This window comes from Sphingobium sp. YBL2, assembly GCF_000943805.1.
Classification (GTDB): domain Bacteria; phylum Pseudomonadota; class Alphaproteobacteria; order Sphingomonadales; family Sphingomonadaceae; genus Sphingobium; species Sphingobium fuliginis.
In genome coordinates, this window is the sequence record NZ_CP010954.1 from 1,903,500 (window position 1) to 1,927,960 (window position 24,461).

24 protein-coding genes are annotated in these 24,461 nt (G+C 66.4%); 5 read left to right on the top strand and 19 right to left on the bottom strand.

The genetic code is table 11. The features are described from left to right. Positions 1-27: 27 nt before the first annotated feature. The 6 genes from TZ53_RS25650 to TZ53_RS08775 form a co-directional block, all read right to left on the bottom strand. Positions 28-414 carry a hypothetical protein gene (locus tag TZ53_RS25650; protein WP_172668290.1) on the bottom strand — a complete coding sequence of 129 codons (387 nt, stop codon included), beginning with the start codon at positions 412-414 and terminating at the stop codon, positions 28-30. A gap of 430 nt (positions 415-844) precedes the next feature. Beyond that, positions 845-1,222: a hypothetical protein gene (locus tag TZ53_RS08755; RefSeq protein ID WP_044661060.1), complete on the bottom strand. Its 378-nt coding sequence runs from the start codon at positions 1,220-1,222 to the stop codon at positions 845-847. Between the two features lie 72 nt (positions 1,223-1,294). Then, entirely contained in the window at positions 1,295-1,711 is a 417-nt protein-coding gene (locus TZ53_RS26050; protein ID WP_084694358.1) for an acyltransferase family protein, read from the bottom strand. A gap of 86 nt (positions 1,712-1,797) precedes the next feature. Beyond that, complete coding sequence (locus TZ53_RS08765; protein ID WP_025550008.1) at positions 1,798-2,373, bottom strand: pseudouridine synthase; 576 nt, start codon at positions 2,371-2,373, stop codon at positions 1,798-1,800. Positions 2,374-2,379: 6 nt separating this feature from the next. After that, positions 2,380-3,525 carry a cupin domain-containing protein gene (locus TZ53_RS08770; RefSeq protein ID WP_025550009.1) on the bottom strand — a complete coding sequence of 382 codons (1,146 nt, stop codon included), beginning with the start codon at positions 3,523-3,525 and terminating at the stop codon, positions 2,380-2,382. 61 nt (positions 3,526-3,586) lie between these two features. Beyond that, positions 3,587-4,039 carry a hypothetical protein gene (locus TZ53_RS08775; protein ID WP_007686433.1) on the bottom strand — a complete coding sequence of 151 codons (453 nt, stop codon included), beginning with the start codon at positions 4,037-4,039 and terminating at the stop codon, positions 3,587-3,589. 72 nt (positions 4,040-4,111) lie between these two features. Between TZ53_RS08775 and TZ53_RS08780 the strand changes: the two genes are divergently transcribed. Continuing rightward, complete coding sequence (locus TZ53_RS08780) at positions 4,112-4,792, top strand: spermidine synthase (RefSeq protein WP_025550010.1); 681 nt, start codon at positions 4,112-4,114, stop codon at positions 4,790-4,792. A 285-nt stretch (positions 4,793-5,077) separates the two neighbouring features. Further along, the gene (locus TZ53_RS08785; protein ID WP_025550011.1) at positions 5,078-5,665 is read left to right on the top strand and encodes an outer membrane protein; all 588 of its coding nucleotides are present in this window, start codon (positions 5,078-5,080) and stop codon (positions 5,663-5,665) included. A 60-nt stretch (positions 5,666-5,725) separates the two neighbouring features. Here the strand turns inward: TZ53_RS08785 and TZ53_RS08790 are convergent, their stop codons facing one another. The 3 genes from TZ53_RS08790 to TZ53_RS08800 form a co-directional block, all read right to left on the bottom strand. Continuing rightward, entirely contained in the window at positions 5,726-6,244 is a 519-nt protein-coding gene (locus TZ53_RS08790; RefSeq protein WP_044661061.1) for a GNAT family N-acetyltransferase, read from the bottom strand. Positions 6,245-6,410: 166 nt separating this feature from the next. Continuing rightward, the gene (locus TZ53_RS08795; RefSeq protein WP_044661062.1) at positions 6,411-8,159 is read right to left on the bottom strand and encodes an MFS transporter; all 1,749 of its coding nucleotides are present in this window, start codon (positions 8,157-8,159) and stop codon (positions 6,411-6,413) included. A 14-nt stretch (positions 8,160-8,173) separates the two neighbouring features. Next, positions 8,174-9,616 carry a DcaP family trimeric outer membrane transporter gene (locus tag TZ53_RS08800; protein WP_025550014.1) on the bottom strand — a complete coding sequence of 481 codons (1,443 nt, stop codon included), beginning with the start codon at positions 9,614-9,616 and terminating at the stop codon, positions 8,174-8,176. Between the two features lie 179 nt (positions 9,617-9,795). Between TZ53_RS08800 and acs the strand changes: the two genes are divergently transcribed. Continuing rightward, complete coding sequence (acs, locus tag TZ53_RS08805; protein ID WP_044661063.1) at positions 9,796-11,748, top strand: acetate--CoA ligase; 1,953 nt, start codon at positions 9,796-9,798, stop codon at positions 11,746-11,748. Positions 11,749-11,807: 59 nt separating this feature from the next. Continuing rightward, the gene (locus TZ53_RS08810; protein WP_229742670.1) at positions 11,808-12,365 is read left to right on the top strand and encodes a LuxR C-terminal-related transcriptional regulator; all 558 of its coding nucleotides are present in this window, start codon (positions 11,808-11,810) and stop codon (positions 12,363-12,365) included. Here TZ53_RS08810 and TZ53_RS08815 read toward each other — a convergent pair. The 9 genes from TZ53_RS08815 to TZ53_RS08850 form a co-directional block, all read right to left on the bottom strand. Then, on the bottom strand, positions 12,355-15,684 hold the full coding sequence (locus TZ53_RS08815; RefSeq protein WP_044661064.1) for a PAS-domain containing protein: 3,330 nt from the start codon (positions 15,682-15,684) through the stop codon (positions 12,355-12,357). The genes TZ53_RS08810 and TZ53_RS08815 overlap by 11 nt on opposite strands. 95 nt (positions 15,685-15,779) lie before the next feature. Continuing rightward, positions 15,780-16,004: a hypothetical protein gene (locus TZ53_RS08820; RefSeq protein WP_229742647.1), complete on the bottom strand. Its 225-nt coding sequence runs from the start codon at positions 16,002-16,004 to the stop codon at positions 15,780-15,782. A gap of 154 nt (positions 16,005-16,158) precedes the next feature. Continuing rightward, on the bottom strand, positions 16,159-16,632 hold the full coding sequence (locus TZ53_RS08825; RefSeq protein WP_025549458.1) for a YaiI/YqxD family protein: 474 nt from the start codon (positions 16,630-16,632) through the stop codon (positions 16,159-16,161). A 58-nt stretch (positions 16,633-16,690) separates the two neighbouring features. Beyond that, on the bottom strand, positions 16,691-16,840 hold the full coding sequence (locus TZ53_RS27125; protein WP_165363373.1) for a hypothetical protein: 150 nt from the start codon (positions 16,838-16,840) through the stop codon (positions 16,691-16,693). 23 nt (positions 16,841-16,863) lie between these two features. Then, entirely contained in the window at positions 16,864-17,103 is a 240-nt protein-coding gene (locus TZ53_RS08830) for a hypothetical protein (RefSeq protein WP_025549459.1), read from the bottom strand. 52 nt (positions 17,104-17,155) lie between these two features. Next, complete coding sequence (locus tag TZ53_RS08835) at positions 17,156-20,368, bottom strand: efflux RND transporter permease subunit (protein ID WP_044661065.1); 3,213 nt, start codon at positions 20,366-20,368, stop codon at positions 17,156-17,158. A gap of 3 nt (positions 20,369-20,371) precedes the next feature. Continuing rightward, entirely contained in the window at positions 20,372-21,499 is a 1,128-nt protein-coding gene (locus tag TZ53_RS08840; RefSeq protein WP_025549461.1) for an efflux RND transporter periplasmic adaptor subunit, read from the bottom strand. Continuing rightward, the gene (locus TZ53_RS08845) at positions 21,496-22,761 is read right to left on the bottom strand and encodes a TolC family protein (protein ID WP_025549462.1); all 1,266 of its coding nucleotides are present in this window, start codon (positions 22,759-22,761) and stop codon (positions 21,496-21,498) included. Before TZ53_RS08845 ends, TZ53_RS08840 begins: the two co-directional genes overlap by 4 nt. A 60-nt stretch (positions 22,762-22,821) precedes the next feature. Then, positions 22,822-23,160 carry a hypothetical protein gene (locus TZ53_RS08850; RefSeq protein WP_025549463.1) on the bottom strand — a complete coding sequence of 113 codons (339 nt, stop codon included), beginning with the start codon at positions 23,158-23,160 and terminating at the stop codon, positions 22,822-22,824. A 688-nt stretch (positions 23,161-23,848) separates the two neighbouring features. On the opposite strand from TZ53_RS08850, the gene TZ53_RS26720 reads away from it, so the two are divergent. Then, a complete protein-coding gene (locus TZ53_RS26720) occupies positions 23,849-23,989 on the top strand; it encodes a hypothetical protein (RefSeq protein ID WP_197565247.1) in 141 nt (46 codons plus the stop codon). 84 nt (positions 23,990-24,073) lie between these two features. On the opposite strand, the gene TZ53_RS08860 is transcribed toward TZ53_RS26720, so the two are convergent. Next, entirely contained in the window at positions 24,074-24,445 is a 372-nt protein-coding gene (locus TZ53_RS08860) for a winged helix-turn-helix transcriptional regulator (protein ID WP_025549465.1), read from the bottom strand. Positions 24,446-24,461 lie beyond the last annotated feature (16 nt).

The following is a 24,461-nucleotide window of genomic DNA, read 5'->3' on the forward strand; positions in this document are numbered from 1 at the left end:
GGAGCCTTGTTGGAACGGACTTCCTCCCTAACTCGCCGTCGAGTCGTCGGTTCCTGTGGCGAGGGCGTTGGCGATCATGGCGGCCAGCGTCTCCTCCGCCCGCTGCTTGACGCCCGCATCCTTGGACAGCAGGTCGTGCCTGATCCATTGCGGCGCCCGACTGAGAATAGCCATGATCAGATTCGTCGTCTTCTCGTCCATGCAACCGCTATGCGGGCCCTGTTTGCTTCCGGCAACCGCAAAAGGAATCACCCAGATCAAGCTGCGCCTTGGGCGTCGCGGACAATGGCCGCCGCGGCCATGGCGGAACGGCTCCGCGCCTTGACCGATGTTGAACCTGCGGGCGCTGAGTTGTTGCGGCGTGTCGCGAATTTTCGATGGGTTTGCCACGAAGCATGTCAGGCTATGAACCATGTCCGAACAGGTCGACGAAGATGCTGTTGCACCTCCATCCTGTTTTCAGCAATGATATTATATGAGAAATATTATTCGGGCATGGTCCGACCATTTATGGCGTGGCAGCGAGGCGTGTCGGCCCCGCTGCCAAAACGCGGGGGAAGTCTTCAGTCGTCAATCCGAATTAAATCACCGGATGAACGGGTCTGGGCCGCCCACGGCGCGGAGGTCGAAGGGGCTCTTGATGGAGCATCGATCTTCTCGTGCCTGTAGAAGGGCTCGACGACAAGCTTGTTCCTCTCGCTATCGAGGTTGCGTTGCAGTTCCTGCGACTATTCGTCCGACGTCTCCCTAAGTCGATGGGAAAAAGATCGATGAGGCCCGATTCCATGAGGAACGATTTACCGCTTGGCCAAGCCGCGGGGCATCGATGCTCGCAGCAGCCTGTTCATTGCCGAATGGCGAATGCCTTGCGCTTTACCGTGAATGTCTCGCGACGGCGGAGCCAATGCTGCACCGGCCGGTCCAGCAGGGCGAAGCCAGGGATGGACGCAAGCATGGCCATCGGCAGCATGGTGATCGCCAAGGCAATATCGCTTGCGGCCCCGGCGCCTGACCACCTTTCCATGAATGTGATCATCGGCCGGTGAACGAGATAGAGAGCGAAGGAGGCCGCTCCCAGCGATTGCAGCCCAGGCTGGCGGAGCAGATGCGATAATGCGCCCTGACCATGGGCGAATATCAATATCAGGACAGCCATCGGCGGCAGGAAGATGAGCTGGTAGCGAAAAGCGAGGGGAACTGCGAACCATTCCACGGCGACCATGGTCGCCGGCAGCGAAATGGCCGCAAGCGCTTCCGTTGCGCTCGTCGCCCATCGTCGTCCGATGCCCGATCGCTAGGCCCGGCACAGCAGGATGCCCGCGATGAATTCGAACAGCCGGGTAAGCGGGAACACATAGAAGATCCAGTCCACCCATGGCGAATAACCCGCGACCGTAAGGGCTGTAAAACAGCTTCCCGCCACGATCAGGACCATGCCGGCGATGAAGACCGCGCGCAGCACCGGCTCGCGCCATTTCAAAAGCCATGGGAAAAGCGCATAGAAGAACAGCTCGTCGGACAGGCTCCAGGAGGGGCCGTTGAGCGAATAATGGACCAACGGGTCTGGAGACCAGCTATGATCAACTGGACGGTCGAAGTGGGCGCAACCGACGATGCCAGCGATATTCGCACGACGTTGCGCATACCCTTTAGCTTGAACTAGACCAGATTTCGACCCGTCGGTTCGGCCGCTCTGGATCTGTGTTTTCACCGCCTTTTCCGGGTCGGCAGAGGATTGCTCCTGCTTGGAATATGCTCTGGCGCGGCGATCCGGTTATATCGGATGGGCGGGACACTCTACTGCGCGCCTGGTCGGACCCTGCCCTGTTCTGCCGCCGCTTCGCGCCATTGTCCCTGCGCGATGCCGTTGAGCGTCCAGTCCCCGATCCGCCACCGCACCAGCCGCAAAGTCGGGTGCCCCAGGGCAGCCGTCATGCGCCTGACCTGTCGGTTGCGTCCTTCGCGGATCGTCAGGCTCAGCCAGCAATCCGGCACGCTCTTGCGAAACCGGACCGGGGGATCGCGGGGCCAGAGGGGGGGCGCGTCGATGCGTTCGACCTGCGCGGGCAGGGTCAGGCCGTCCTTCAGGCGCACGCCACGCCGCAGCGCCGCCAGCGTCGCCCCGTCCGGGTCCCCCTCCACCTGCACGAGATAGGTCTTGGGCATCTTGAAACGCGGGTCGGCTATCCGCGCCTGCAGGCGGCCGTCGTCGGTCAGCAGCAACAATCCCTCGCTGTCGAGGTCGAGCCGGCCCGCCGGATAGAAGCCGGGGCGGTCGATATAGGCGGCCAGCGTCGGACGGGGCGGGCCCGTCCGTTCATCGCTGAACTGGCAGAGCACGCCATAAGGCTTGTTGAACAGGATCAGCGCCATGACGGATCAGTCCGCATCGAACGCCAGGCTGCCCTGGTCGATCAACGCCGCAACCAGCGTGACCACGGCGGCGGAGGCCGCGAGTTCCGCATCCACGACCATGGCCGGTTCCATGCACAGCCCCTCGGCCAGTCGCGCCGTGTCGCCGTCGCAATCGAAGCCATGGCCGTCCACGAACAGCAGCAGTTCCGGCTCTCCCTGGCGGATGAAGGAAAAGCGGCTGGCGGGATTGCGGCTGAGCGGCACGCCCTGAGCCAGAAGGGCGCGCACCGTCGCTTCGTCCGCCGGCTCATCCGGCCGCCAATCCATGTCCGCCGACTTGGGCAGGCTGTTGTAAAGGCCGAACCAGCGGGCGAAGGCGCGGCGGTCGGACAGCGCCTCCAGCACCATGGCATGCATCCGGTCGAGGGCCGACGCCGCGATCTCACCGGCATTGGGCTGGATGATGAGGTCGGGATCGGCATAGCGATCCTCGTCCACCATGTCGTCGGCCTGATGCCGGCACCAGTTTTCGATTAGTTCGGCGCGGGACGGCGCGCGGAAGCCGATGGAATAGGTCATGCAGTCCCCGCCCACCGCCACGCCGTCATGCGTGAAGCAGGGCGGGACATAGAGAATGTCTCCGGGTTCGAGGACATAGTCCCCCGTCGCCTCGAAATCGGGGATCAGGCGCAGGTCGTCATGCGGCAGCAGCGGCGTTGCGGAATCGCATCGCGGGCCGACGCGCCAGCGCCTCTTGCCCAGGCCCTGCACCAGGAACACGTCATATTGGTCGAAATGCGGCCCGACGCCGCCCCCGTCGGTAGCATAGCTGACCATCACATCGTCGATGCGCCAGTCGGGTATGAAGCGGAAGGGTTGGATCAACGCCGCGACATCGGGCACATGATGGTCGACCGCCTGCACCAGAAGTGTCCAGGCGTCGCCGAGTTCGGTGAAACGATCCTCCGGCAGCGGGCCGCTTTCCATGGCGAGCCTATCCGCCTGCCGGGTGATGAGGCGCGATTCGACGCCCTCCTCGCAGGCGAGGCCGGCCAGCTCGTCCGGCTCCAGCGGGTTGCGCCACGCGCTCCACGGGTTGCGGATCAGCAGCGGGCGCTTCTGCCAATGGTGGCGCAGGAACAGGTCAATGTCGAAACGGGCGAGGTGCATGCCCCGCCCATGCGCCGTCCTGCACCCGCTGTCAAAGAAAGGAACCGCGCCAGCGCGCCGTTCAGACGGCCCAGTTCAGGTAGAAGTCCTTGAGCGCGTGCGCATCATGGAGGGCGTTGTGCGGCATCCGGCTGTTGGACGCGGCGCTGAACCCCGCGCCGTTGATGAGTTCAAGGCGCAGCCCGTCCAGCCTGATCATCTCGGCCGGGCCGGTCACGAGCAGGGCGCAGAAATGGGCGAGGTCATCGGGCCAGTCGGCGATGATAAGCGGATCGCGGTCATGCGCCAGATAGGCTTCCAGATGCTGGGCGGCCTCCACCCGGTTCAACTGATGGTCGACGCCCGGCGGCACGAAGCGCAGATAGGGAATCACATTCTTCTCCACCCAGGGATGGATTTCGGCCGGCAGGGGAAGCGAGACGTAGAAATCCTGGTCTCCAATTTCGGGGACGAGCGCCAGGCTGATGAGGTCGCCGCCGAAGCCGTTGAATTCTGTATCGAGGAAATATCGCATCTCGCTCCTTTGACGCCGCGCCGCATTGCCGTAAAGCCCCCGCTGGCGGCGGACCCGCCGGGAGTAGTTGGTATGCAGGCACGCGAATTCATCGGAACGGCGCAGGTTCCCGGCGGGGAGGAACTGACCCTCTATCGCCGAGGCGGGGATTTCATGATCGTGCTCGACCGCAACGAACTGATGAGCAGCCGGATGAGCGGGTCGGAAGAGGCGCTCGCCAATCTGAGCTGCGAACGGCTGCGCGGCCGGGCGCGCCCGCATCTGCTGATCGGCGGCTATGGCATGGGCTTCACGTTGCGCGCGGCGCTGGCGGCGCTCGACGGCACGGCAACCGTCACCGTGGCGGAACTGGTGCCGGAGATCATCCAGTGGGCGCGCGGGCCGATGGCGGAACTGGCCGCGGGTTGCCTGGACGATCCGCGCGTGCGGCTGGTCCAGGCTGATGTGGCCGATCTGATCGGCACGGCGCGGGGGCTGTACGACGCCATCCTGCTCGACGTCGACAATGGGCCGGACGGCTTAGTGCGCCAGGCGAACGACCGTCTCTATTCGGCGCAGGGGATCGCGGCTGCGATCGCCGCGCTCAGGCCCGGCGGCATATTGGCGATCTGGTCCGCCGCTCCCGATGCGAGCTTCACCCGCCGCCTTTCCCGCGCTGGCCTGACGGTCGAAGAGGTTGCCGTGCGCGCCCGCAGCAACGGCAAGGGGCCACGGCACGTCATCTGGTTCGCCACGAAAAGAGCGTCCCGATAGCGCAAACGTCCGGGGTGACCCATGAACAGGGTCAGCGCGGCATGGGAATGCGCCTGCACGAACAATAGCAATAATGGTTCCGTCCTCTCATAAAAAAATCCCGGCCTCACGATCCGATGAGAAGGATCGTCCGTCATACGGGCTTATCGGCGACGTCGCTGGTGCAATTGTGCAACAAGGACAAGCTGTTGCGACCAATGAAGACCGACCGGCGGTTTACGCGGGACTATTCGAATTCTAAGTGCGGCACCCTCTGGATTTCGAAGCTTCTCGAAGGATATTGACTTGAAGAAGATCATCGCCATCGCCGCCGTCGCGGCTTCTTTCGCCTCTCCCGCCTTCGCGCAGGACGCGGTGCGCTCCAACTTCTCCGGCCCCTATGTCGGCGCCGTCGTGGGTGCCGACCATGCCGATCTCGGCGCGGACGCGCATGACACCGGGCTGCTCTATGGCGGCGTCATCGGCTATGACATCAACCTGCGGGGCGCGGTGTTCGGCATTGAAGGCGAATATGCCGATTCCGACACCAAGGATTCGAGCACCGACGTCTTCGTCGCCGGCGATCGCGTCAGCGCGCGCACCGGCCGCGATCTCTATGCCGGCATTCGCATCGGCGGCCAGGTTGCCGAAAATGTGATGCTCTATGCCAAGGGCGGCTACACCAACGCCCGTGCCAAGGGTTCCTATCAGAACGGCGCCACGATCCAGACCGCCTCGGGCAACCTTCAGGGCTATCGTCTGGGCGCTGGCGTCGAAACCAATGTGATGGGTTTCCTTGCCCGCCTCGAATATCGCTATTCGAGCTATGAGCGCGTCTTCGACGTGAAGCCCGAGCGCCACCAGGCTGCGCTGGTCGTCGGCTATCGCTTCTGACTTGGACGCGGGAGCGGCGCCCCATCGGGACGCCGCTCCCGCGGCATCTGGTTTGCCCGTTCAGCGAAATGATCTGGCGAGGATGACCAGCGTCGGATCGCCTTCCACCGGTTCGACCGCAAAGCCCTTTTCCCGCTCCAATTCTATGGTGCCGTGATTGTCGCGGCTCTCGATCGAGATCACCCGCCGCACGCCGCGCTTCTGCGCCTCGCCGGCCAGATGGTCGAGCACCGCCCAGCCGACGCCCCGGCCCTTATAATCCCCGCGCACCGATACGGCGACTTCGGCCGTGTCCATCGCATTGTCGCAGGCCAGGATGCCGGAGGCGACGAGTTCGCCCGTGGCGCCATCGAACGCCAGGATGCTTTCGCTGCGGAAATGGTCGGCATGGATCAGCGGGTCGAGTTGCTCATGACCGACATGGGGCACGGCGGAAAAGAAGCGGAAGCGTCGGTCCTCGTCGCTGACCTTGTCGAAAAAGGCCGCGAGCAGCGTCTCGTCGCTTTCCTCCGCAGGCCGGACATGGAGCTGGAGGCCCGACCGGGTCGGCAGGCTGAGGATGGTCTTGGCGTCGGTCATGAAACTGTCTCCCTTGTCAACGGCGCCAGAGTAGCTGTCGGACCGACGGCGCACCTTGATCCTCGACAATCTGGAAGGATCAGGGTGCGCCGGCAGGGAACCTCCAGGCCTTTGCTTTAGCGCGTTTTCCAAGCCAGCAGATGATCCCGTCTGCTGGGAAAACGCCTTAGGCGTCGATATTGCTCCGGAAGGTTTCGGGCAGGAAGATCATTCCCAGGACGACGGTCGCCGCCGCCACCACGACCGGGTACCAGAGACCGTAATAGATGTCCCCGGTCGCCGCGACCATCGCGAAGCCGATTGCCGGAAGCAGCCCGCCCAGCCAGCCATTGCCGATGTGATAGGGCAGCGACATGGAGGAGTAGCGGATGCGGCTGGGGAACAGTTCGACCAGCATGGCGGCGATCGGACCATAGACCATCGTCACCAGCAGCACGAGGTAGAAGAGCAGGGCGACGACGAGCGGCTTGTTGATCTCGGCCCGGTTCGCCTTGCCGGGATAGCCGACCCTGGCGAGTTCACCCTCGACGGCAGGGCGCGCCGCGACGGCAGGCTTGTCGCCCTCCGCCGCCCTGGCCGGGCTGGCGGGCGCGCCGATCAGTTGGGCGGTGAAGGCCACGATGGCCGCCTTCTTCGTGTCGCCCGAAAGCCGGGACGGGTCGGGCGCCGTGAAGCGCCTGCCGCCGACCGCGACCGTTGCGACTGTGCCGGGCGCGGCGACGACGTTGGTGTAGTTGACGCCCGCCTTGGCCAGTGCGTTCTTGACGATGTCGCAGCTTGTCGTGTCGAACTTGTTCGCGCCGACCGGATCGAACTGCGAAGAACATTCCGCCGGGTCGGCCGTGACCGTGACCGGGGCGGCTGCCTGTGCCCGGGCCAGCGCCGGATTGGCGGCGTCGGTGAGCAGGTGGAAGACCGGGAACAGCGTCAGCGCGGCCAGGGCGCAGCCCGAAAGGATGATGGGCTTGCGGCCGATGCGGTCGGACAGCCAGCCGAAGAACAGGAAGAAGGGCGCTGCCATGAGGAGCGCGATGATGATGAGCGTGTTGGCGGTCAGGCCGTCGATCTTCAGCATCTTCTCCAGGAAGAACAGCGCGTAGAGCTGGCCGCAATACCAGACCACCGCCTGGCCCGCGATCGCGCCGAAAAAGGCGATGAAGACGATCCTGAGGTTCTTCCACTCACCGAAGGCTTCCTTGATCGGGGATTTGGAGCCTGTGCCCTCCGCCTTCATTTTCTGGAAGACGGGCGATTCATGCAGCTTCAGGCGCAGCCAAAGGCCAAGGACGAGGAACAGGCCGGAGACCAGATAGGGAATGCGCCAGCCCCATTCCTTGAACGCTTCCTCGCCCACGCCCGTGATGGGCGATCGGACGGTGATCACGATCAGCAGCGCCATGGCGAGCCCTGCGGTCGCGGTGATCTGAATCCAGCTCGTGTAGAAGCCCCGCCGGTTGTCGGGCGCATGCTCCGCGACATAGGTCGCCGCGCCGCCATATTCGCCGCCCAGCGCCAGCCCTTGGAACATGCGCAGCACCACCAGCATGATCGGCGCGGCGACGCCGACCGACTTGTAGGTGGGAAGGCACCCGACCAGGAAGGTGGACAGGCCCATGACCAGCAGCGTGATGATGAAGGTGTAGCGCCGCCCGAACAGGTCGCCGATGCGGCCGAAGACGAGGGCGCCGAAGGGACGGACGATGAACCCCGACGCGAAGATCAGCAGCGCCATGATGAAGGAGGTGGTCGGGTTGAGGCCCGTCAGGAACTGCGCCGCGATGATCGCGGTCAGCAGCCCGTAGAGGTAGAAATCATACCATTCGAACACGGTGCCGAGCGAGCTGGCGGTGATGATCAGCTTTTCGCTTCGCGTCGCCTCATGATGTTTTGGCAGTCCGTCATATGTCGAAGCCATAACCGTCCCTCCTGTCAGAAATTATATTTCGCCGCGACGTCGAACCGGTCGACATGGCCGTTGAGATCGTTGACGAGCCGGCGCTCGCCATGCCGGTACTCGATGCCGAGATCGACGTTCTTCACCGGGGAATAGAAGAGGTTGCCGGCGACGCTCCACGCCTGGCGATTGAACATCGCTATGCCCGAAGTCGTCGCCGGATCGAGATCGTCGGCGTAGAAGATGCGCTGATAGCTGGCGATCAGGTTGACGCGCCATTGGTCGTCCAGCGCATAGCGGCCCGCGCCGAACAATGCGAGGTTGCGGACGCGGGCAAGTTCCCCATTGGCCTGGAGGACCGCGTCCGGGCCGAAGTTCAGGCCGAGATAGCGGCCGATCCCTTCGCCATAGCTTGCCTGGAACCGGATGTCGCTGCCATGCCTGTCGTCCAGGAAGATCTTGCCGGCGGCGCTGATGCCCCATCCCAGGCGGGAATCGACGATATGGGCTGCGCCCGTTTTCGCATTGTCGACGCGCAACTGGCGGCCCAGCACCGCAAGGTCGAGGAAACCGAACCCGCCCGCATATTCCAGCCGCCCGGTTATGTCGGGCGCATGGTCCTCGCCATTTTCGACGAGGGCGGGTGCGCCGGCGGTGGCGGAAGCCGTTTCCGGATTTTCCGCCGCCAGATGGAAGGCGAGGCCGTGGCCCAGCGGAAGGCTGTAGCGCACCATCGGCTGGCGCACGAAGATCAGGCCGTCCACGCCCCCGACATAGTCGGTGCTCTCCGGGAAGATCGCGGGGTTGGAGAAATTGGTGAAATCCTGCCCGAAGGTCCAGCGATCGAGCTGGATGAAGGCGCGCCGCATGGCGAGGTCATAGGCGTTGGTCGTGCGCTGCGTGCCCTGGCCCAGCGCCTGGGGCGTGCCGGGCGCGGCCTGGAAGTCGAATTCGATATAGGCCTTCAGCGCATGCTTGCCGAGCTTGGTCGTGGCATCCACCCAGAAGCGCGTCTGCTTGGCCGAGAAATCGGTGACATGGGTGGGGGAAGTCGGGGAGGCGGGATTGAAGACGGGAATGGACTGCGGCAGATAGAGGTCGCGCCCCAGCGTGTTGCTCGGATCGTCGCCGCCGCTGTAGCGGGCGCTGCTCGCGAGCAGCTTCACATAGCCGGACAGGACGACATTGCTATTGCCAGAGCGGAAGCCAAGCCTGGGCGTGCCGTCCGCCAGTCGGCTCATCTGCGCCGAAGCCTCCTGGCTCTTGCGGGTGGCGTCGGCGGCGGCGGCGCGGGTTTCGTCCTGCTGGCTGCGCGCGGCGGCGAGTTCCGTCCGGAGCTGGGTGATCTCGCTCTCCATCCGTTCCAGACGCGCGGCGAGATCCGCCTCCTTCATGGTCTGCGCGCCGGCCAACTGGGGCGCGGCGAGCGCGCTCGCCCCCAGCAGCACGCGCAATAATGGCCTGTTCGGCTTTGGCATCGACCTCTCCAGGATCCGGCTTGTGTTCCGGCTATGGTCAGGATCGCGCATGCCGCCGTGGCGCGACAGCCGAACCATGGTCGGACATGTTCGACCTTCGTCGGGGGTCCGATGTGCGCCTGCGGCAATTAGGATGCCGCCCACGGATCGGTAGCGATCAAGGAGAGGAGTGCGAGACTATGGACCAGGGCATTTACCCCGTTCCCAACCACTGGGCGAACGAAGCGCTGGTCGACGCCGCGCGATACCGGCAGATGTATGCGCGCTCGATCACCGATCCGGATGGCTTCTGGGCGGAGGAGGCGCAGCGCCTGGACTGGATGCGTCCTTTCAGCCAGGTGAAGGCGACCAGTTTTTCGGCGGAGGATTTCGGCATAAGCTGGTTCGCTGACGGCACGCTCAACCTGTCCGCCAATTGCCTCGACCGCCATCTGGCGGAGCGTGGCGACGCCATCGCGATCCTCTGGGAGCCCGACGATCCGGCAGAGCCCGAACGGCGCATCAGCTATCGCGCGCTGCATGAGGCGGTATGCCGCTTCGCCAATCTGCTGAAGGCGCGGGGCGTCAGGCGGGGCGACCGCGTCACCCTCTATCTTCCCATGGTGCCGGAGGCGGCGGTCGCGATGCTGGCCTGCGCGCGGATCGGCGCGATCCACTCGATCGTCTTCGCCGGCTTCTCGCCCGAAGCGCTTGCCGGCCGCATCGAGGATTGCGCGAGCCGCATCGTCGTCACCGCCGACGAGGGCCTGCGCGGCGGCAGGAAGGTTCCGCTGAAGGCGAATGTCGACGCCGCCCTCGCCCATTGCGCGGATGTCGATACCGTCATCGTGCTGCGCCGCACCGGCGCCGATGTGGCGATGGTCGGGGGGCGCGACATCGACTGGGCCACGGCGGTGGAAGCCCAGCCCGCGGAGTGCGAGCCGGAGGAGATGGGCGCGGAAGACCCGCTCTTCATCCTCTATACCTCCGGTTCGACGGGCAAGCCGAAGGGCGTGCTGCACACGACCGGCGGCTATGCCGTCTGGGCGGCGATGACGCACCAATATGTGTTCGATTATCGCCCCGGCCAGATCTACTGGTGCGCCGCCGACATCGGCTGGGTCACGGGCCACAGCTATGTCGTCTATGGGCCGCTGATGAACGGCGCGACGACCGTGATGTTCGAGGGCGTGCCCAATTTCCCGGATGCATCCCGCTTCTGGCAGGTGGTGGACAAGTTCGGCGTGGAGATTTTCTACGGCGCCCCCACCGCCCTGCGCGCGCTGATGCGCGAGGGCGACGAATGGGTGCGCAAGACCAGCCGCAAGTCCCTGCGGCTGCTGGGCAGCGTCGGTGAACCGATCAATCCCGAGGCGTGGGAATGGTATCATCATGTCGTGGGCGAAGGGCGTTGTCCCATCGTCGACACCTGGTGGCAGACGGAGACCGGCGGCGCGATGATCAGCCCGCTGCCCGGCGCAGTCGCGCTCAAGCCGGGCTCCGCGACGCTGCCGATGTTCGGGGTCAAGCCCGAACTGGTCGATGGCGAAGGGCGGCTGATCGAGGGGGCGGGCGAAGGCTGCCTCGTCCTCGCGGATAGCTGGCCGGGGCAGATGCGCACCGTCTGGGGCGATCATGACCGCTTTTTCCAGACCTATTTCACGACCTTTCCGGGGCGCTATTTCACCGGCGACGGATGCCGGCGCGACGAGGACGGCTATTATTGGATCACCGGCCGCATCGACGATGTCATCAACGTTTCCGGCCACCGCATGGGCACGGCGGAGATCGAGAGCGCGCTCGTCGCCCATCCCAAGGTTGCCGAGGCCGCCGTCGTCGGCATGCCGCACGACCTCAAGGGGCAGGGCATCTACGCCTATGTCACCACCAATGCCGATGTCGAGCCGGACGACGCCCTGCGCGGCGAGCTGATACGCTGGGTACGCAGCGAAATAGGCCCCATCGCATCGCCGGACGTGGTGCAGTTCGCCCCCGGCCTGCCCAAGACCCGTTCGGGCAAGATCATGCGGCGCATATTGCGGAAGATCGCGGAAAACGACGTTTCCAACCTGGGCGACACGTCGACGCTTGCCGATCCCACCGTGGTCGATAATCTGCTGGCGAACAGACCACGGTTGGAAGAGGCGCAATAGAAACGATTCTCATCGCGGACGACCACCCGCTTTTCCGTCAGGCGCTGGCGGTGGCGGTGATGAAGGTCGCTCCGCGGGCCAGCATCATCGAAGCGGGGACGCTCGCCGGCGCCGTTCAGGCGGCGAGCGGGGCCACGGGCCTGCGCCTCATCCTGCTCGACCTGAAGATGCCGGGCGCGGTCGGCTATTCGGGCATAGCGCTGTTGCATGCGGAACAGCCGGACGTGCCGATCCTGGTGGTTTCAAGCGCGGACGGGGCCAAGGCGGCGGAGGAAGCCCAGGCGCTGGGCGCCGTCGGCTTCCTCTCCAAGGATAGCGACCTGCCCGCGATCGAGGCGGCGATCGCGCGGGCGTTGGGCGGCCACCGGCTCCCGCCCGCTCCGCCGCGACCCGAGGATGCGGTCCAGAAGGAGATCGCATCCCTGACGCCGACCCAGTTGAAGGTCCTGCTGGAGGTGCTGAACGGCAAGCTGAACAAGCAGATCGCGCACGACCTCATGGTGACCGAAGCGACGGTGAAGGCGCATATGACCGCGATCATGCGCAAGCTGGATGTGCAGAACCGCACGCAGGCGGCACTGGTCGCGCGCTCGCTGGGGCTCGATCTCAACCACTGACGCGGGCCAGGAAGGCCGAGATCGCCTCCGGCGCCGCAGGCTTGGCGATGAAGGCGATGTCGAGCATGGCGGCGCGGGTGGCGAGGCTCGCATCGTCCTCCGCCGTGACCAGCGCGGCGGGCAATCCCGGATGCTCCCGCCGCAGCGCCGCGATCAGGGCAAGGCCGTCCTCTTGCGTCCCAAGCTGGAAGTCGACCAGCGCGGCGTCGGCTGCGGACGCGAGCTTTCGGGCGGTCCTGCCTTCGGCGGCGGCCAGCGGCCGATGGCCGAGGCTGGCCAGCAGCGCCTCGGTCGCGGCTACGATCATCGGATCGTCATCGACCACCAGCACGGCCAGACCCCTCGCCGCCGGAAGGGGGGCCTGCGCCCCCGGTGCCGGTGCCGGCGCGGCTGGCCCGGTTGCGGCAGGCATCAGCAGGCTGAACCGGCTGCCCTTTCCGGGCACGGACCGCACCTCGATCCGCCCGCCGAGCAGCCGGACGATGCGGCGTGCAAGGGCGAGGCCAAGGCCGAGTCCCTCGACGTCCAGCGCGCCGAGCCGGGTGAATTCTCCGAAGATCGTCCCGATCTGGTCGGCGGCGATGCCGACGCCGCTATCGACGACGTCGATCCGGATCATCGAACCCCTGCGCCGGACGCCCAGTAATATCCCGCCCTGCTGCGTGTAGCGCAGGGCGTTGGAGACGAAATTCTGGAGGACCGAGCGGAGCAGTCCCGGGTCGGTATCGAGATGGCCGGAAAGGGGACCGGTCAGCAGGCGCAGCCCCTTCTCCTTCGCCATCGGCGCGAATCCTTCAGCAAGGCTGGTGAGAAACGGCGTAAGGTCGATCGGCTCCGGGCTGGGCTCGACACCGCCGGCATCGAGCTTGCTGATGTCGAGGAGAGCGCGAAGCAGCCCTTCCGCCGCCATGATCGCGCTGTCGATGCGTTCGGCAAGGATGTGCGGCGTTCCTTCCACCTCGCGTTGCAGGGCGGCGGTGAACAGCCGCGCGGCGTGGAGCGGCTGAAGCAGGTCGTGGCTGGCGGCGGCGAGGAATCGGGTCTTGTCCTTCGTCGCCTCGGCCAGGCGCAAATTGGTCTCGTTGAGTTCGCGTGTGCGGTCGGCGACGCGGGTTTCCAGTTCCCCCAATGTGCGGCCCAGCTCGTCGCGGATGCGTGCATCCTCGGTGATGTCGATGAAGCTGGTGACATAGCCGCCGCCGGGCATCGGCCCGCCGATGGTCTTGATGACGCGGCCGTCTTTTCGCCGCCGCTCGAAACTGTGGGGCAGGCCGCGGCGCATGTGCCGCAGGCGTTTCCTGACGTGGAACTCTATGTCCTCGTCGCCGAAATCGCCCAGCCGCCCATTATGGCGGATCAGTTCTGCGATCGGCACGCCCACCCGCAGGAAGCCGGGAGGAAAGTCGAACAGGTCGAGATATTGGCTGTTCCATGCGATCAGGTTCATGTCGGCGTCGACCACGCTGATGCCGGCATCGATATGCTCGAAGGTCGCGGCGAGCAGTTCGCGGGAGAAGCGCAGCGACTGGCCGCGCTCGCCCAGCAGCCGGGTAACGTCGGAAAGGCTCATCTGCCCCCCGGCCAGTGCCGAGGCGACCAGCGCGCGGGCGGAGGAAGCGCCGACGACGCGCGCGATGAGCGTGCGGGCGCGCTGCGCCGACCGCCTGTCGATGGGCGTGCCCCGCATGGCCGCCGGAAATTCGCGGGCAGCCTCCTCTTCACCAATGAAGCTGGCGGTGAGCTGCGCCAGTTCGGCCAGGTCGGTGATCGGGCGCTGGCTGCCCAAGCGGGGCAGGACGGGCGCCTTCACCTTGCGCGCGGCGACCAGGCCGAAGACCAGAAGGTTCGCGCCCAGGCTCCACGCCACGCCATGCACCAGCGGCGAGGCGGCGCCGATGCCGAAGAGGCGCAGGGGATCGGCGGCGCTTCCCTCCAGCGCATCCAGCCAGGCGGGCGGCAATATGGGCGGCAGGGCGAGGGTGTAGAACCAGATGACAAGGCCGACGGCAAGGCTTGCCCGCGCCGCCAGCGCATCGCGACCCGGCGCATAGGTGGCCAGGATCAGGTGCGGCGTGAACTGCGCCATGGCGGCGAAGGCGACAAGGCCGATCGAGGCGAGCGACTGTTCGGCCGAAACCAGCAGCGCCCAGGCGAGCGCCGCCGCGATGATGGCGAGGATGGAGAGGCGCCGCACGAGCAGCATGCGCCGGCCGAGCGCCCCGGCGCCCGCTTCCCCGCCATTCTCGCGCGCGAGCAGGGTGGGGAAGAGGAGGTCGTTCGAGACCATGGTCGCGAGCGCGGTCGAATCGACCACGACCATCGACGCCGCCGCCGCGATCCCGCCCAGCAGGGCCAGGGCAAGCACGATGCCCTGTCCGGTCATTCCGGGCAGGGCCAGCATGTAGAGATCGGGTTGGGCGCCGCGCAGCAGGCTTGCGCCGGCCAGCGCGATGGGCAACACCATCAGCGCCATCGCGCCGAGATAGGCGGCCAGTCCCCAGCGCGCGCCGACAAGATCGCCCGTTTCCCGCGCCTCAACCAGGCCCATGTAGAATTGCCGGGGCAGGACGATGACGGTCATGGCGGAGATGAGGAAGATGATGCCGACCTCGATCGACAACCGTTCCGGCCGGAAATTGGCGGACAATATGGCGACGCCGCGGCTGAGGTCCGTCGGGTCCGCCTGTCCCAGCAGGACGAAGGCGAGGACGGCCACCGTGGTCAGCGCGACGATCTTGAGGAGGGATTCGATGCCGATCGCATAGACCAGGCCTTCGCTGCGCCCCGCCAGTTCGAACCGGCGGGCGCCGAACAGCATGGCGAAAAGCGCCAGCAGCCAGGCGGCGGTCAGCATGGTCAGCGTCGCGACGGGGCGGCCCGTCACGATGGAGATCGCGCTGCCGATGGAGCGGAATTGCAGCGCGACATAGGGCACTGTTCCCAGCAAGGCGATGACCGTAACCAGACGGGCCACGACCACATCGTGACCGAAACGCGCGGCGATGAAGTCGGACACGGTGGTTGCCTGTTCCTCCGCCACCGCCTCGGCCAGCCTGCGCAGGAAACGGGGCGCGACGATCAGCAGGCAGATCGGCGCGAGATAGATGGGGAGGTAATGCCAGCCGTCGCGTACGGCGCTCCCGACCGCGCCGTAGAAGGTCCAGCTTGAGCAATAGACGCCCAGCGCCAGCGCATAGGCGCCGTGGCGCACGTCATAACGGCCGAGCGCAAGGCCGCCGCGCCTTTCGACGATGGTGGCGATCCCGAACAGCAGCAGGACGATCGCGAGCGCGAGAAGGGCCGCCGAAAGCAGACTCATGGCCCATCTCTACTGGCTCGACGACGCCGGAACAATGCGCCGAAGAGGTCGTATTTCCGCCGGTGCGCGGAGCGCCCGGTTCCGGCAATTCCGCCTTATCGGTCGCTGATATTGGAGCCCGTCGCCTGATTATCCGCGCCCGGCGCGTTGGGCGGCACCTCGCCAGATCCGCTGGTCGGCAGCGGTCCTGCGGCGCCATTGCCCGGCGCATCGTCCGCGCGGTTGATGGCCGATCCGTTGACTGCATTCCGGTCGGACGGGGTCTCGCCCGAACAGGCCCCGGCAAGCAGGCTGCCTGCGATCAAAAGCATACGGACCATCCTTTCCTCCTCTCTTGGCATGCGCACCAGCGTCCCGCGAGCCGATCACCGACCTGCGCCTCATCAAACGCGACCGGGCGCCGGGCGATCCTGTCCCATCGATGACGCAGGTTAGGGCGCGGTCGGGTTTCGGGCCCTGCTCCAGGTCTTGGTCTTACCGCCGCCGCAATTGGACGACCGCTTCGTCCAGGGCGGACAGGAAGCGGGACCGGTCGGCCTTCGCGAACGGCGCTGGTCCGCCGACGCCGTCCGCCAGGATGCCGGCGCGCAAGTCCGCCTTGATCGCCCGTACCGCCACGGCATTGCCGATGGAGGCAAGGGTGAAGGGCTTGCCCGTGGGCGCGATCACTGCACCGCATCCAGCCTTCAGGCATCGGTCGGCCAGCAGGATGTCCGCGGTGATGATGATCGAGCCGGCGTCCACATGCCCGGCGATCCAATCATCCGCCGCATCGAAGCCCTCGCCCACAACGATGCGGGAGACGAGCGGATGCGCCGGCACCCTGATGGGACTGTTGCTGACGACGATGACCGGCACGCCATGGCGCCAGGCGACCTTGTAGGTCTCCTCCTTCACCGGGCAGGCGTCGGCATCGATAAGGATGTTGGGCGTTTTGGTCTGGGACATGGCTGCCGCTCCATGCACCGCCTGATGGGCGCCGCGCAAGGCGGGATGAATGCGTGATCTAATCCGCCGGGCGCATCGGTTCGCCCTCCGGCGGCATGGCGCCCGTGGGGGGTCGCGACGCCGGATCGGGCGCGTCGATGCTTGAATGGATCATCAGGCCGACGATGACGACAATGCTCAACAGGATCGCCGTCAGCAGCAGGCCCATGCCAAGCCTTCTGCGTCGCCCGCTCATCGCCTGTCTTTGGCGCGGGGCTCGGGCCGCGCCGGCAGTTCATCCAGCTTCGCGAGCAGGTCCTTGAAGAGGTCGTCATCCTGTATGGGAAAGTGCCGCCGGAATCCTTGACCGAGAAGCTCAAGGTCTTTCGCTGTCAGCAGGCCAATGGAAACGATCTGGTCCGGCACGGCATCCTCCTTATCGCTGGGAACTGCGGCGGAGCCCGCAAGTGCCAAGGATTCCACCTGCGACATGAAATCTCTCCCGCTCCCCCGGCAGCAAGCCGGGGGAGCGGGCATTCCCCTTTCAGGAGATGGCCGCCATTTCCTCCTGTCCCGGCGCAGCCGACCCGACCCGCCGGCCGAAGCGGGCATAGAGCGTCGGCAACAGGAACAGGGTCAGCAAGGTTGCGGAAACAAGGCCGCCGATGACCACGGTGGCGAGCGGCTTTTGCACCTCCGCGCCGGGGCCGGTCGCCAGCGCCATGGGCACGAAGCCGAGCGAGGCGACCAGCGCCGTCATGACCACCGGCCTCAGCCGCACCTTGGCGCCTTCACAGGCTGCCTTGCCGCGATCCATGCCGCGCGCCATCAGGTCCTGGATCGACGTCACCATGACCAGCCCGTTGAGCACGGCGATGCCGGACAGGGCGATGAAGCCCACCGCGGCCGAGATCGAGAAAGGCATGCCGCGCAGCGCCAGCGCCAGAACGCCGCCGACCAGCGCGAGAGGGATGCCGGTGAAGACGATCACGGCGTCCCGCACGCTGCCGAGCGCCCCGTAGAGCAGCAGGAGAATGAGCGCGAAGCAGGCCGGCACGACCAGCAGCAGCCGTTCCCGCGCCGATGCCAGATTTTCGAACTGGCCGCCCCATTGGAGATAGGTGCCGGCGGGCAGCCGCACGTCCCGCGCGATCCCCGCCCGTACATCCGCGACGACCCCGGACACGGCGCGCCCGCGCACATTGGCCTGCACGACGATCCGGCGCTTGCCGTTTTCGCGGCTGATCTGGTTCGGGCCGTCGACCAGCGCGATTCGGGCGACGCTTGCCAGCGGCACGAAGGCACCCGCCGGAGTGGGCACCGGCACCTGGCCCAGCGTCTCCAGATCGGTTCGCGCCTCCTCGCCCAGCCGGATCGTGACGGCAAAGCGCCTGTCGCCCTCGAAGATCATGCCCGCGTCGCGCCCGCCCACCGCGGCGGCCAATATGTCCTGCAACACCCGCGCGCTGATGCCCAGCCGCGCCATCGCATCGCGATTGGGTTGCACGTCGAGAATGGGGAGGCCTTCGGTCTGTTCCACCCGCACGTCGGTGGCGCCCGGGGTCCGCCGCAGCACGGCGGCGATGCGATCCGCCGTGCCGCTCATCTGGTCGACATCGTCACCGAAGACCTTGATGGCGATGTCGCCGCGCACCCCCGCGATCAGCTCGTTGAAGCGCATCTGGATCGGTTGGGTGATCTCATAGGCGTTGCCCGGCAGCATCGCGAGCCGCTGCTCCAGCCGTTCGACCAGATCCGCCTTGGCGAGGCGGGGGTCGGGCCATTGCGCGCGGGGCTTCAGGATGACGAAGGTGTCGGTCGCATTGGGCGGCATTGGGTCCGAAGCAAGCTCGGCCGTTCCCGTCTTGGAAAAGACGAAGCGGACTTCGGGCTCGCCCGCGACGGCGCGTTCGACCGCGAACTGCATGGCCTGGCTCTGGTCGACCGAAGTGCCCGGAACGCGGACCGCCTGGACGAGTATGTCGCCCTCGTCGAGCTGGGGCAGGAATTCCTGCCCCAGCATCGAAAAGCCGGCGATGGCCGCCAGAAATGCCGCGACCCCGATTCCGATCGTCCGGCTGGGCCGGCGCATCGCCGCTTCCAGCCCCGGCCGATAGCGTGCGTTCAGCCAGGACATGATCCGCCCCTCCTTCTCCTCGACCGGCTTCGACAGCAGCAGGGCCAACATGGCCGGAACGAAGGTCAGCGAGAGGATGAAGGCGAAGCCGAGCGCGAGGATGACCGTCATCGCCATCGGCGTGAAGGTCTTGCCCTCCACCCCGTTCAGCGTGAGGAGCGGGACATAGACGAGGATGATGATCGCCTGGCCGTAGACGGACGGGCCTATCATCTCGCGCGCGGCCAAGGCTACGGCCGACAGCCTTTCTTCAGGGTTCAGCGTCCGGCCACTGTCATGCTGGTGCTCGGCGATCCGGCGCAGGGCATTTTCCACGATGATGACGGCCCCGTCGACAATGAGCCCGAAGTCGAGCGCGCCCAGGCTCATGAGATTGGCCGAGACACCGCCGCGCAGCATGCCGAAACTGGTGAGCAGCATGGTGATGGGGATGACCAGCGCGGCGATCAGCGCGGCTCTGAAATTGCCGAGCAGGGCGAACAGCACGACGATGACGAGCAGCGCGCCTTCGGACAGGTTCTTCGCCACCGTGCCGATCGTCGCGTTGACCAGCGCGGTGCGATCCAGCACGGGCTCTACGATGACGTCGGTTGGCAATGAGGCATTGATCTCGTCCAGTCGCCCGGCGACGGCGGAGGCAACGGCCCGGCTGTTTTCCCCGATCCGCATGACCGCGGTGCCGACGACGACCTCCCGTCCGTTCTCGGATGCGGACCCCATCCGCAGCGCCTGGCCGGTCCGCACCGTCGCGACCTGATGGAGCAGGATGGGAACGCCTTCCCGCGTCGCGATGACCGTTCGGCTGAGATCGTCGGCGTTGCGGATGCGGGCATCCGACCGCACCGTCAGCCCTTCGCCGTTGCGGTCGATGACGCCCGCGCCGACGGCGCTGTTATTCTCCTCCAATGCGGTCGCCAGATCGTTGAGGCTCAGGTTCAGCGCCGCGAGCCGCTGGACATCGGGCGCGACCTGATATTGCTTCACATGGCCGCCGATGGAATCGATGCCGGCGATGCCTGGCGTGTTCTTGAGCAGCGGGGCGACGATCCAGTCCTGCACCGTGCGCAGATAGGTCGCCTGATCGGACTGGCCGACCAGCCGCTCGCCCTCCGGCGTGATATAGCTGCCGTCGGGCTGGATGCCGGGTTCGCCGGGCGAGTGTCGATCATCCTTGCGATGGGCCAGATGGACCGTCCACATATAGACTTCGCCAAGGCCGGTGGCGATCGGGCCCATTTCAGCCGTGACGCCGTCCGGCAGGCTATCCTCCGCGCTGCGCAGCCGTTCGGCAACCTGGGCGCGGCCGAAATAGATGTCGGTGGAATCGGTGAAGACCGCCGTCACCTGGGCGAAGCCATTGCGGCTCAGCGATCTTGTATATTCCAGCCCCGGCACCCCCGCCAGCGCGGTCTCTATCGGGAAGGCGACCTGCTTTTCGACCAGTTCGGGCGACAGCGCGGGCGCGCGGATATTCACCTGCACCTGGTTGTTGGTGATGTCGGGAACCGCGTCGATGGGCAGGCGGCTGAGCGCCCAGCCGCCGATCGCGGCCGCGATGAGGGTGACGAGCAGCACGAACCAGCGCCGCTCGACCGAAAAGGTCACGATACGCCCGATCATGGTTCAATCCTCATGCGTGGCTTCGCTCTTCCCGAGCTCGGCCTTGAGAGTGAAGCTGTTGGCGACGGCGATCTGCTCGCGCCCGGTCAGGCCCGACAGGATCGTGACCGCGTCGCCGCCTGGCCGGCCTGTAGTGACCGGCACGGCCCTGAACCCCTGGGCTGTGCGGACGAAGACCGAGGGCCGCCCTTCGACCGTCTGGACCGCGCCGGACGGCACCGTCATGCCGCCCGATTCGCCCGTCACCGCGATGGCGGCGGTGACGGGTTCGCCGATACGCCACTGGCCGCCGCGATTGTCGATAATGGCCAGCACGGGGACGAGGCGCGTGCTCTCATCGAGCACCGGAGAGACGAAGCCGATGCGTGCGCTGGTCCTGCGGCCCGGCGCGGTGATGTCCACCCGCGCGCCCGGCCGGACGCGGCTCGCATCGCCAGGGGAAAGCGACAGGCGGACCGCCAGTTTAGAGAGATTGGCGACGCGATAGAGTTCGGCATCCTCGGCGACCATCTGCCCCAGCGTCACGGTGCGGGTGATGACCTGGCCACCGATCGGTGCGGCGATGCCCAGCCGGTTGAGCCCACCGCCCCCGCCCCCTGACGCCGCAATCCGCTGCCGGGCGAGGCGCAGCGCGATCCCGGCCTCCGTCGCGGCGGTGCGTGCCGCGACCAGATCCTGTTCGGGCGAAACCCGTTCGGCAAACAGGCGCTGTTCCCGCCGCAAATTGGATTGGGCGAGCGCCAGCCGCGCCTGCGCCGCTTCGGCCTCCGCCTTGAGCGAGGCGATCTCGCGGCTTTCGATCACCGCCAGCATGTCGCCCTTGCGCACCCATTCGCCCAGATTGCGGCTGAGGGCCACGATGCGCCCGCCGATCGCGGCGGAAACCACCTGCGTCCCCTGCGGATCGCCCTCTATGGTGGCGGGCAGGGTGATGGCGCCCGCCCCACCCGGGGTGGGCCGGGCGAGTTCGATGCCCGCGGCGGCGATCTGCTGCGCGGTGAGGCGGATCAGCCCTTCCCCGCCGGCATGCGCCTCCCCTTCGGCATGGCTTTCTTCGGCAGGCTGGTTTCCGCAGGCGGCGACCGTGAATGTCAGGATTGCGGCCATGACGGTCCGCTGGAGGAGGTTCATCGATCGTCTCCCTGATCCGGCGCGCGAGCGGTCAATCGCTCCAGCTGCGCTCGTGCATTGTGATAGGCGAGCAGCGCCTCTATGGCGGCTGCCTTCGTTTCGGTGAGCGTGCGTTCGGCATCGAGCAGGTCGAGCTGACTGAACTTGCCCTCGCGATAGCCGATGCGGGCGATGCGGGCGGCTTCCTCAGCGGCCGCAAGGGCGGGTCCGGTCGCCGTCTCCGCGCCGATGGCGGCGTTCGCGGCCTCGGCCTGCGCCTGGGCTATCGCCTGGGCGACCTCCTGCGCGGTGGCTCGCCGCTGGGCTTCGGCGCGACGCTGCTCCGCCAGGGCCTGCCCGACCGCCGCCTTGCCGCCGTTGAGGAAGGGGAGGGGCAGCGACAGGCTGAAAAGCGCTGCGCTGTCGTTGGTCGCTTCCAGTCGGCGGACGCCCGCGCCCACCGTCAGATCGGGAATGCGCTGGGTTCGGGCAAGCCGCACCTGCGCGCTGCTCGCCGCCAGATCGGCGTTGGCGGCGGCAAGCGCCAGCGTCTCTGTCAGCTCCAGGGGCTGCAACGGGCCGGGGGCTGTGCCGATGCGGTCGAACCAGCCTGCGTCGAGAGCGCCGGGGATCGCCTGCCCGATTCGCTGGGCCAGGATGAAGCGGGCCGTTTCCGCCGACCGTTCCATCCGCACGAGAGCGGCCTGCGCATTGATCCTGGCCAGCTCGGCGCGCTGCACCTCCATGGGCGAGGCGCGGCCGGCACGCAGGCGGACATGAGCGGCATGCAAGCCTTCCCCGGCAATCCGAAGCTGGTCGCGCGCATTCGCCAGCCGCCGCTCCGACGCCGCGGCCTCCGCATAGGCCCGCGTCACCGCGAACCGCAGGTCGACCCGCGCAACCGCCTGTTCGATGAAGGCGCGATCGCGCTGGGCGGCCGCGATGGCAAGCCGGGCCGATCGCTTTCCGCCCAGTTCCAGCGGGAGGGCCAGCGAAGTCGTGGCCTCCAGGCTTTTCGTGTCCGAATAGAGGCCGGTGCCGGCCACATTCTCGGCTTCGACGGTGAGGATGGGGTTCGGCCGCAGACCGGCCGCTGCCTGCGCGGCCCTGGCTGCATCGACGCCGGCCCCGGCCGCGTCCAGCGAAGGGGCAGTGGCGCTGGCGAGATCGAGCGCCTGCTCAAGCGTCAGGCCGGGCGGTGCTTCGGCCGTCGGCGCGGACTTCGCCTGCGCGGCGGATAGGGGTGAGGTGGCGGCAAGCAACGCCGCCAGCAAACGGTTCATGTTCGGAAACTCCTGACAACGGATGACCGCCTGCGCGATGCGCAGGCCGGGCGGCAGTGGTCAGGCGATCGGCGGTCTCAACTCGCTCCGCGGAGGTGCGGCGCCATGGATGGTGGGCGTCCAACGCAGCTTCACCATCCGATGGACCGGACCGGACGTGATTTCCGACATGGCGACAGCGGCCGCGACATGATGCCCATGGCATCCCCCATGTTGGTGAGGATAGGCGCGGTCGGTATCGCCGGACGTCTGTCCCGCATCGCCGCCGTCATGCGTTTCGGCAGCCGCTGGTCCTTCTGCGTCGATGCAATCGATCGGCTCCATCGCATGCGCGACCGATGCCGTCGTAAAGGACAGCGCCAGCGCGAGACAGGCGAATAGGGCGAGCAGCCGGTTCATGCGCCTGCCTTTAACGAGCATTTTCGGGCTGGTTGCAAGGGGAGAACGCTACCCCGCAGCGCGTTTTTCGGCATGGCGATGGATATTCGAGCGACGATTCCGCCATGCGGGCGCCTCATTTCCTGGAGGAAGCGGCTATGTTTTGACGGCTACTGCCTCGTTGAAGCGGAGCGCGGGACGCGAAGCACCGTCAACCGGTGCGGGGGTGAGGCTTGTCGGCCTGAGGCTTATGATCAGGGGTCTCCGTCAGGCATGTTGTTCCTCCAGCGCACGCGTTTGCAGGCGATCTGCCGCTGGCCTGCCTATACGCCTGCTATCGTCCAGAAGGTTCGACAGGACTGACAGGGAAGGGGAGCGATGGTCCGGCTTCCGGACATGCCGGCCTGCGGTCATGGCATCCTCCTGCAGCGGGCTGAGCCGGAGCATGTCCCTGATGCGGTCCGCCAGTTGTCGGGCGCGTTGTGAGGGCTTGGAGGAAAGGGCAACCTCGTAGGAGATGGCTGGCAGGGCCGGCAGCAAGCCGGTGAAGCCGGGTGTCGAATTGTCCGCGAAGAAGCGCGAATGCGCCGTTATCTCGATGCCGCAGGCCACCGCCGCACGAAGCGAGGCAAGTTTGGAGGATTAAACGACGACTTTGAACCGTCGACCCGCCTTGTGAGCGTGGAGAAGATCTTCTCCCGATAGAGGCATGGCTCCTCCTGAACCATCCTATGTCCTCTCGCAACAGGCGCCGAACGCCAAGCTGGTCCGTTGTCCCGAGACCGGGCATGGCTTCCTGTTCCAGGAAATCGAGGACTTCGTTGCCGAAAGCGATCGCTTCCTGGCCTAGGCGGATGGAGCGGCGGCACCGGCTTCCGCCTGTGGAAGCACGACCCATGTGGCAGTCCGGGGCGGTTCGCCCCTCGGGAATCGCCTAGCCCCGCCGCCATTTGTCACGCTCGGCAAAGACGCGGGCGACTTCCTCCATATGTTCCGCGCCCCAATTGGACAGGGGCGCCAGGGCATCGGCCAGGCTGCGGCCCAGTGCGGTCAGCGAGTAATCGACCCGGGGCGGCACTTCCCTATAGTCCGTCCGGACGACGATGCCGTCGCTCTCCAGTTCCTTGAGCTGCTGGATGAGCACCTTGTCGCTCACGCCGCGCACGGCCCGCTTCAGTTCGCCATAGCGATTGGGCGCTTCCAGCAGGAAGTAGATGATCAACGGCTTCCACTTGCCGGCGATCACCTTGAGGGTGGCGTCCAGGCCGCAGGAGAAGCCCGGCATGCAGGATGGTTGCTCGGACATATTTTTGATACTTACC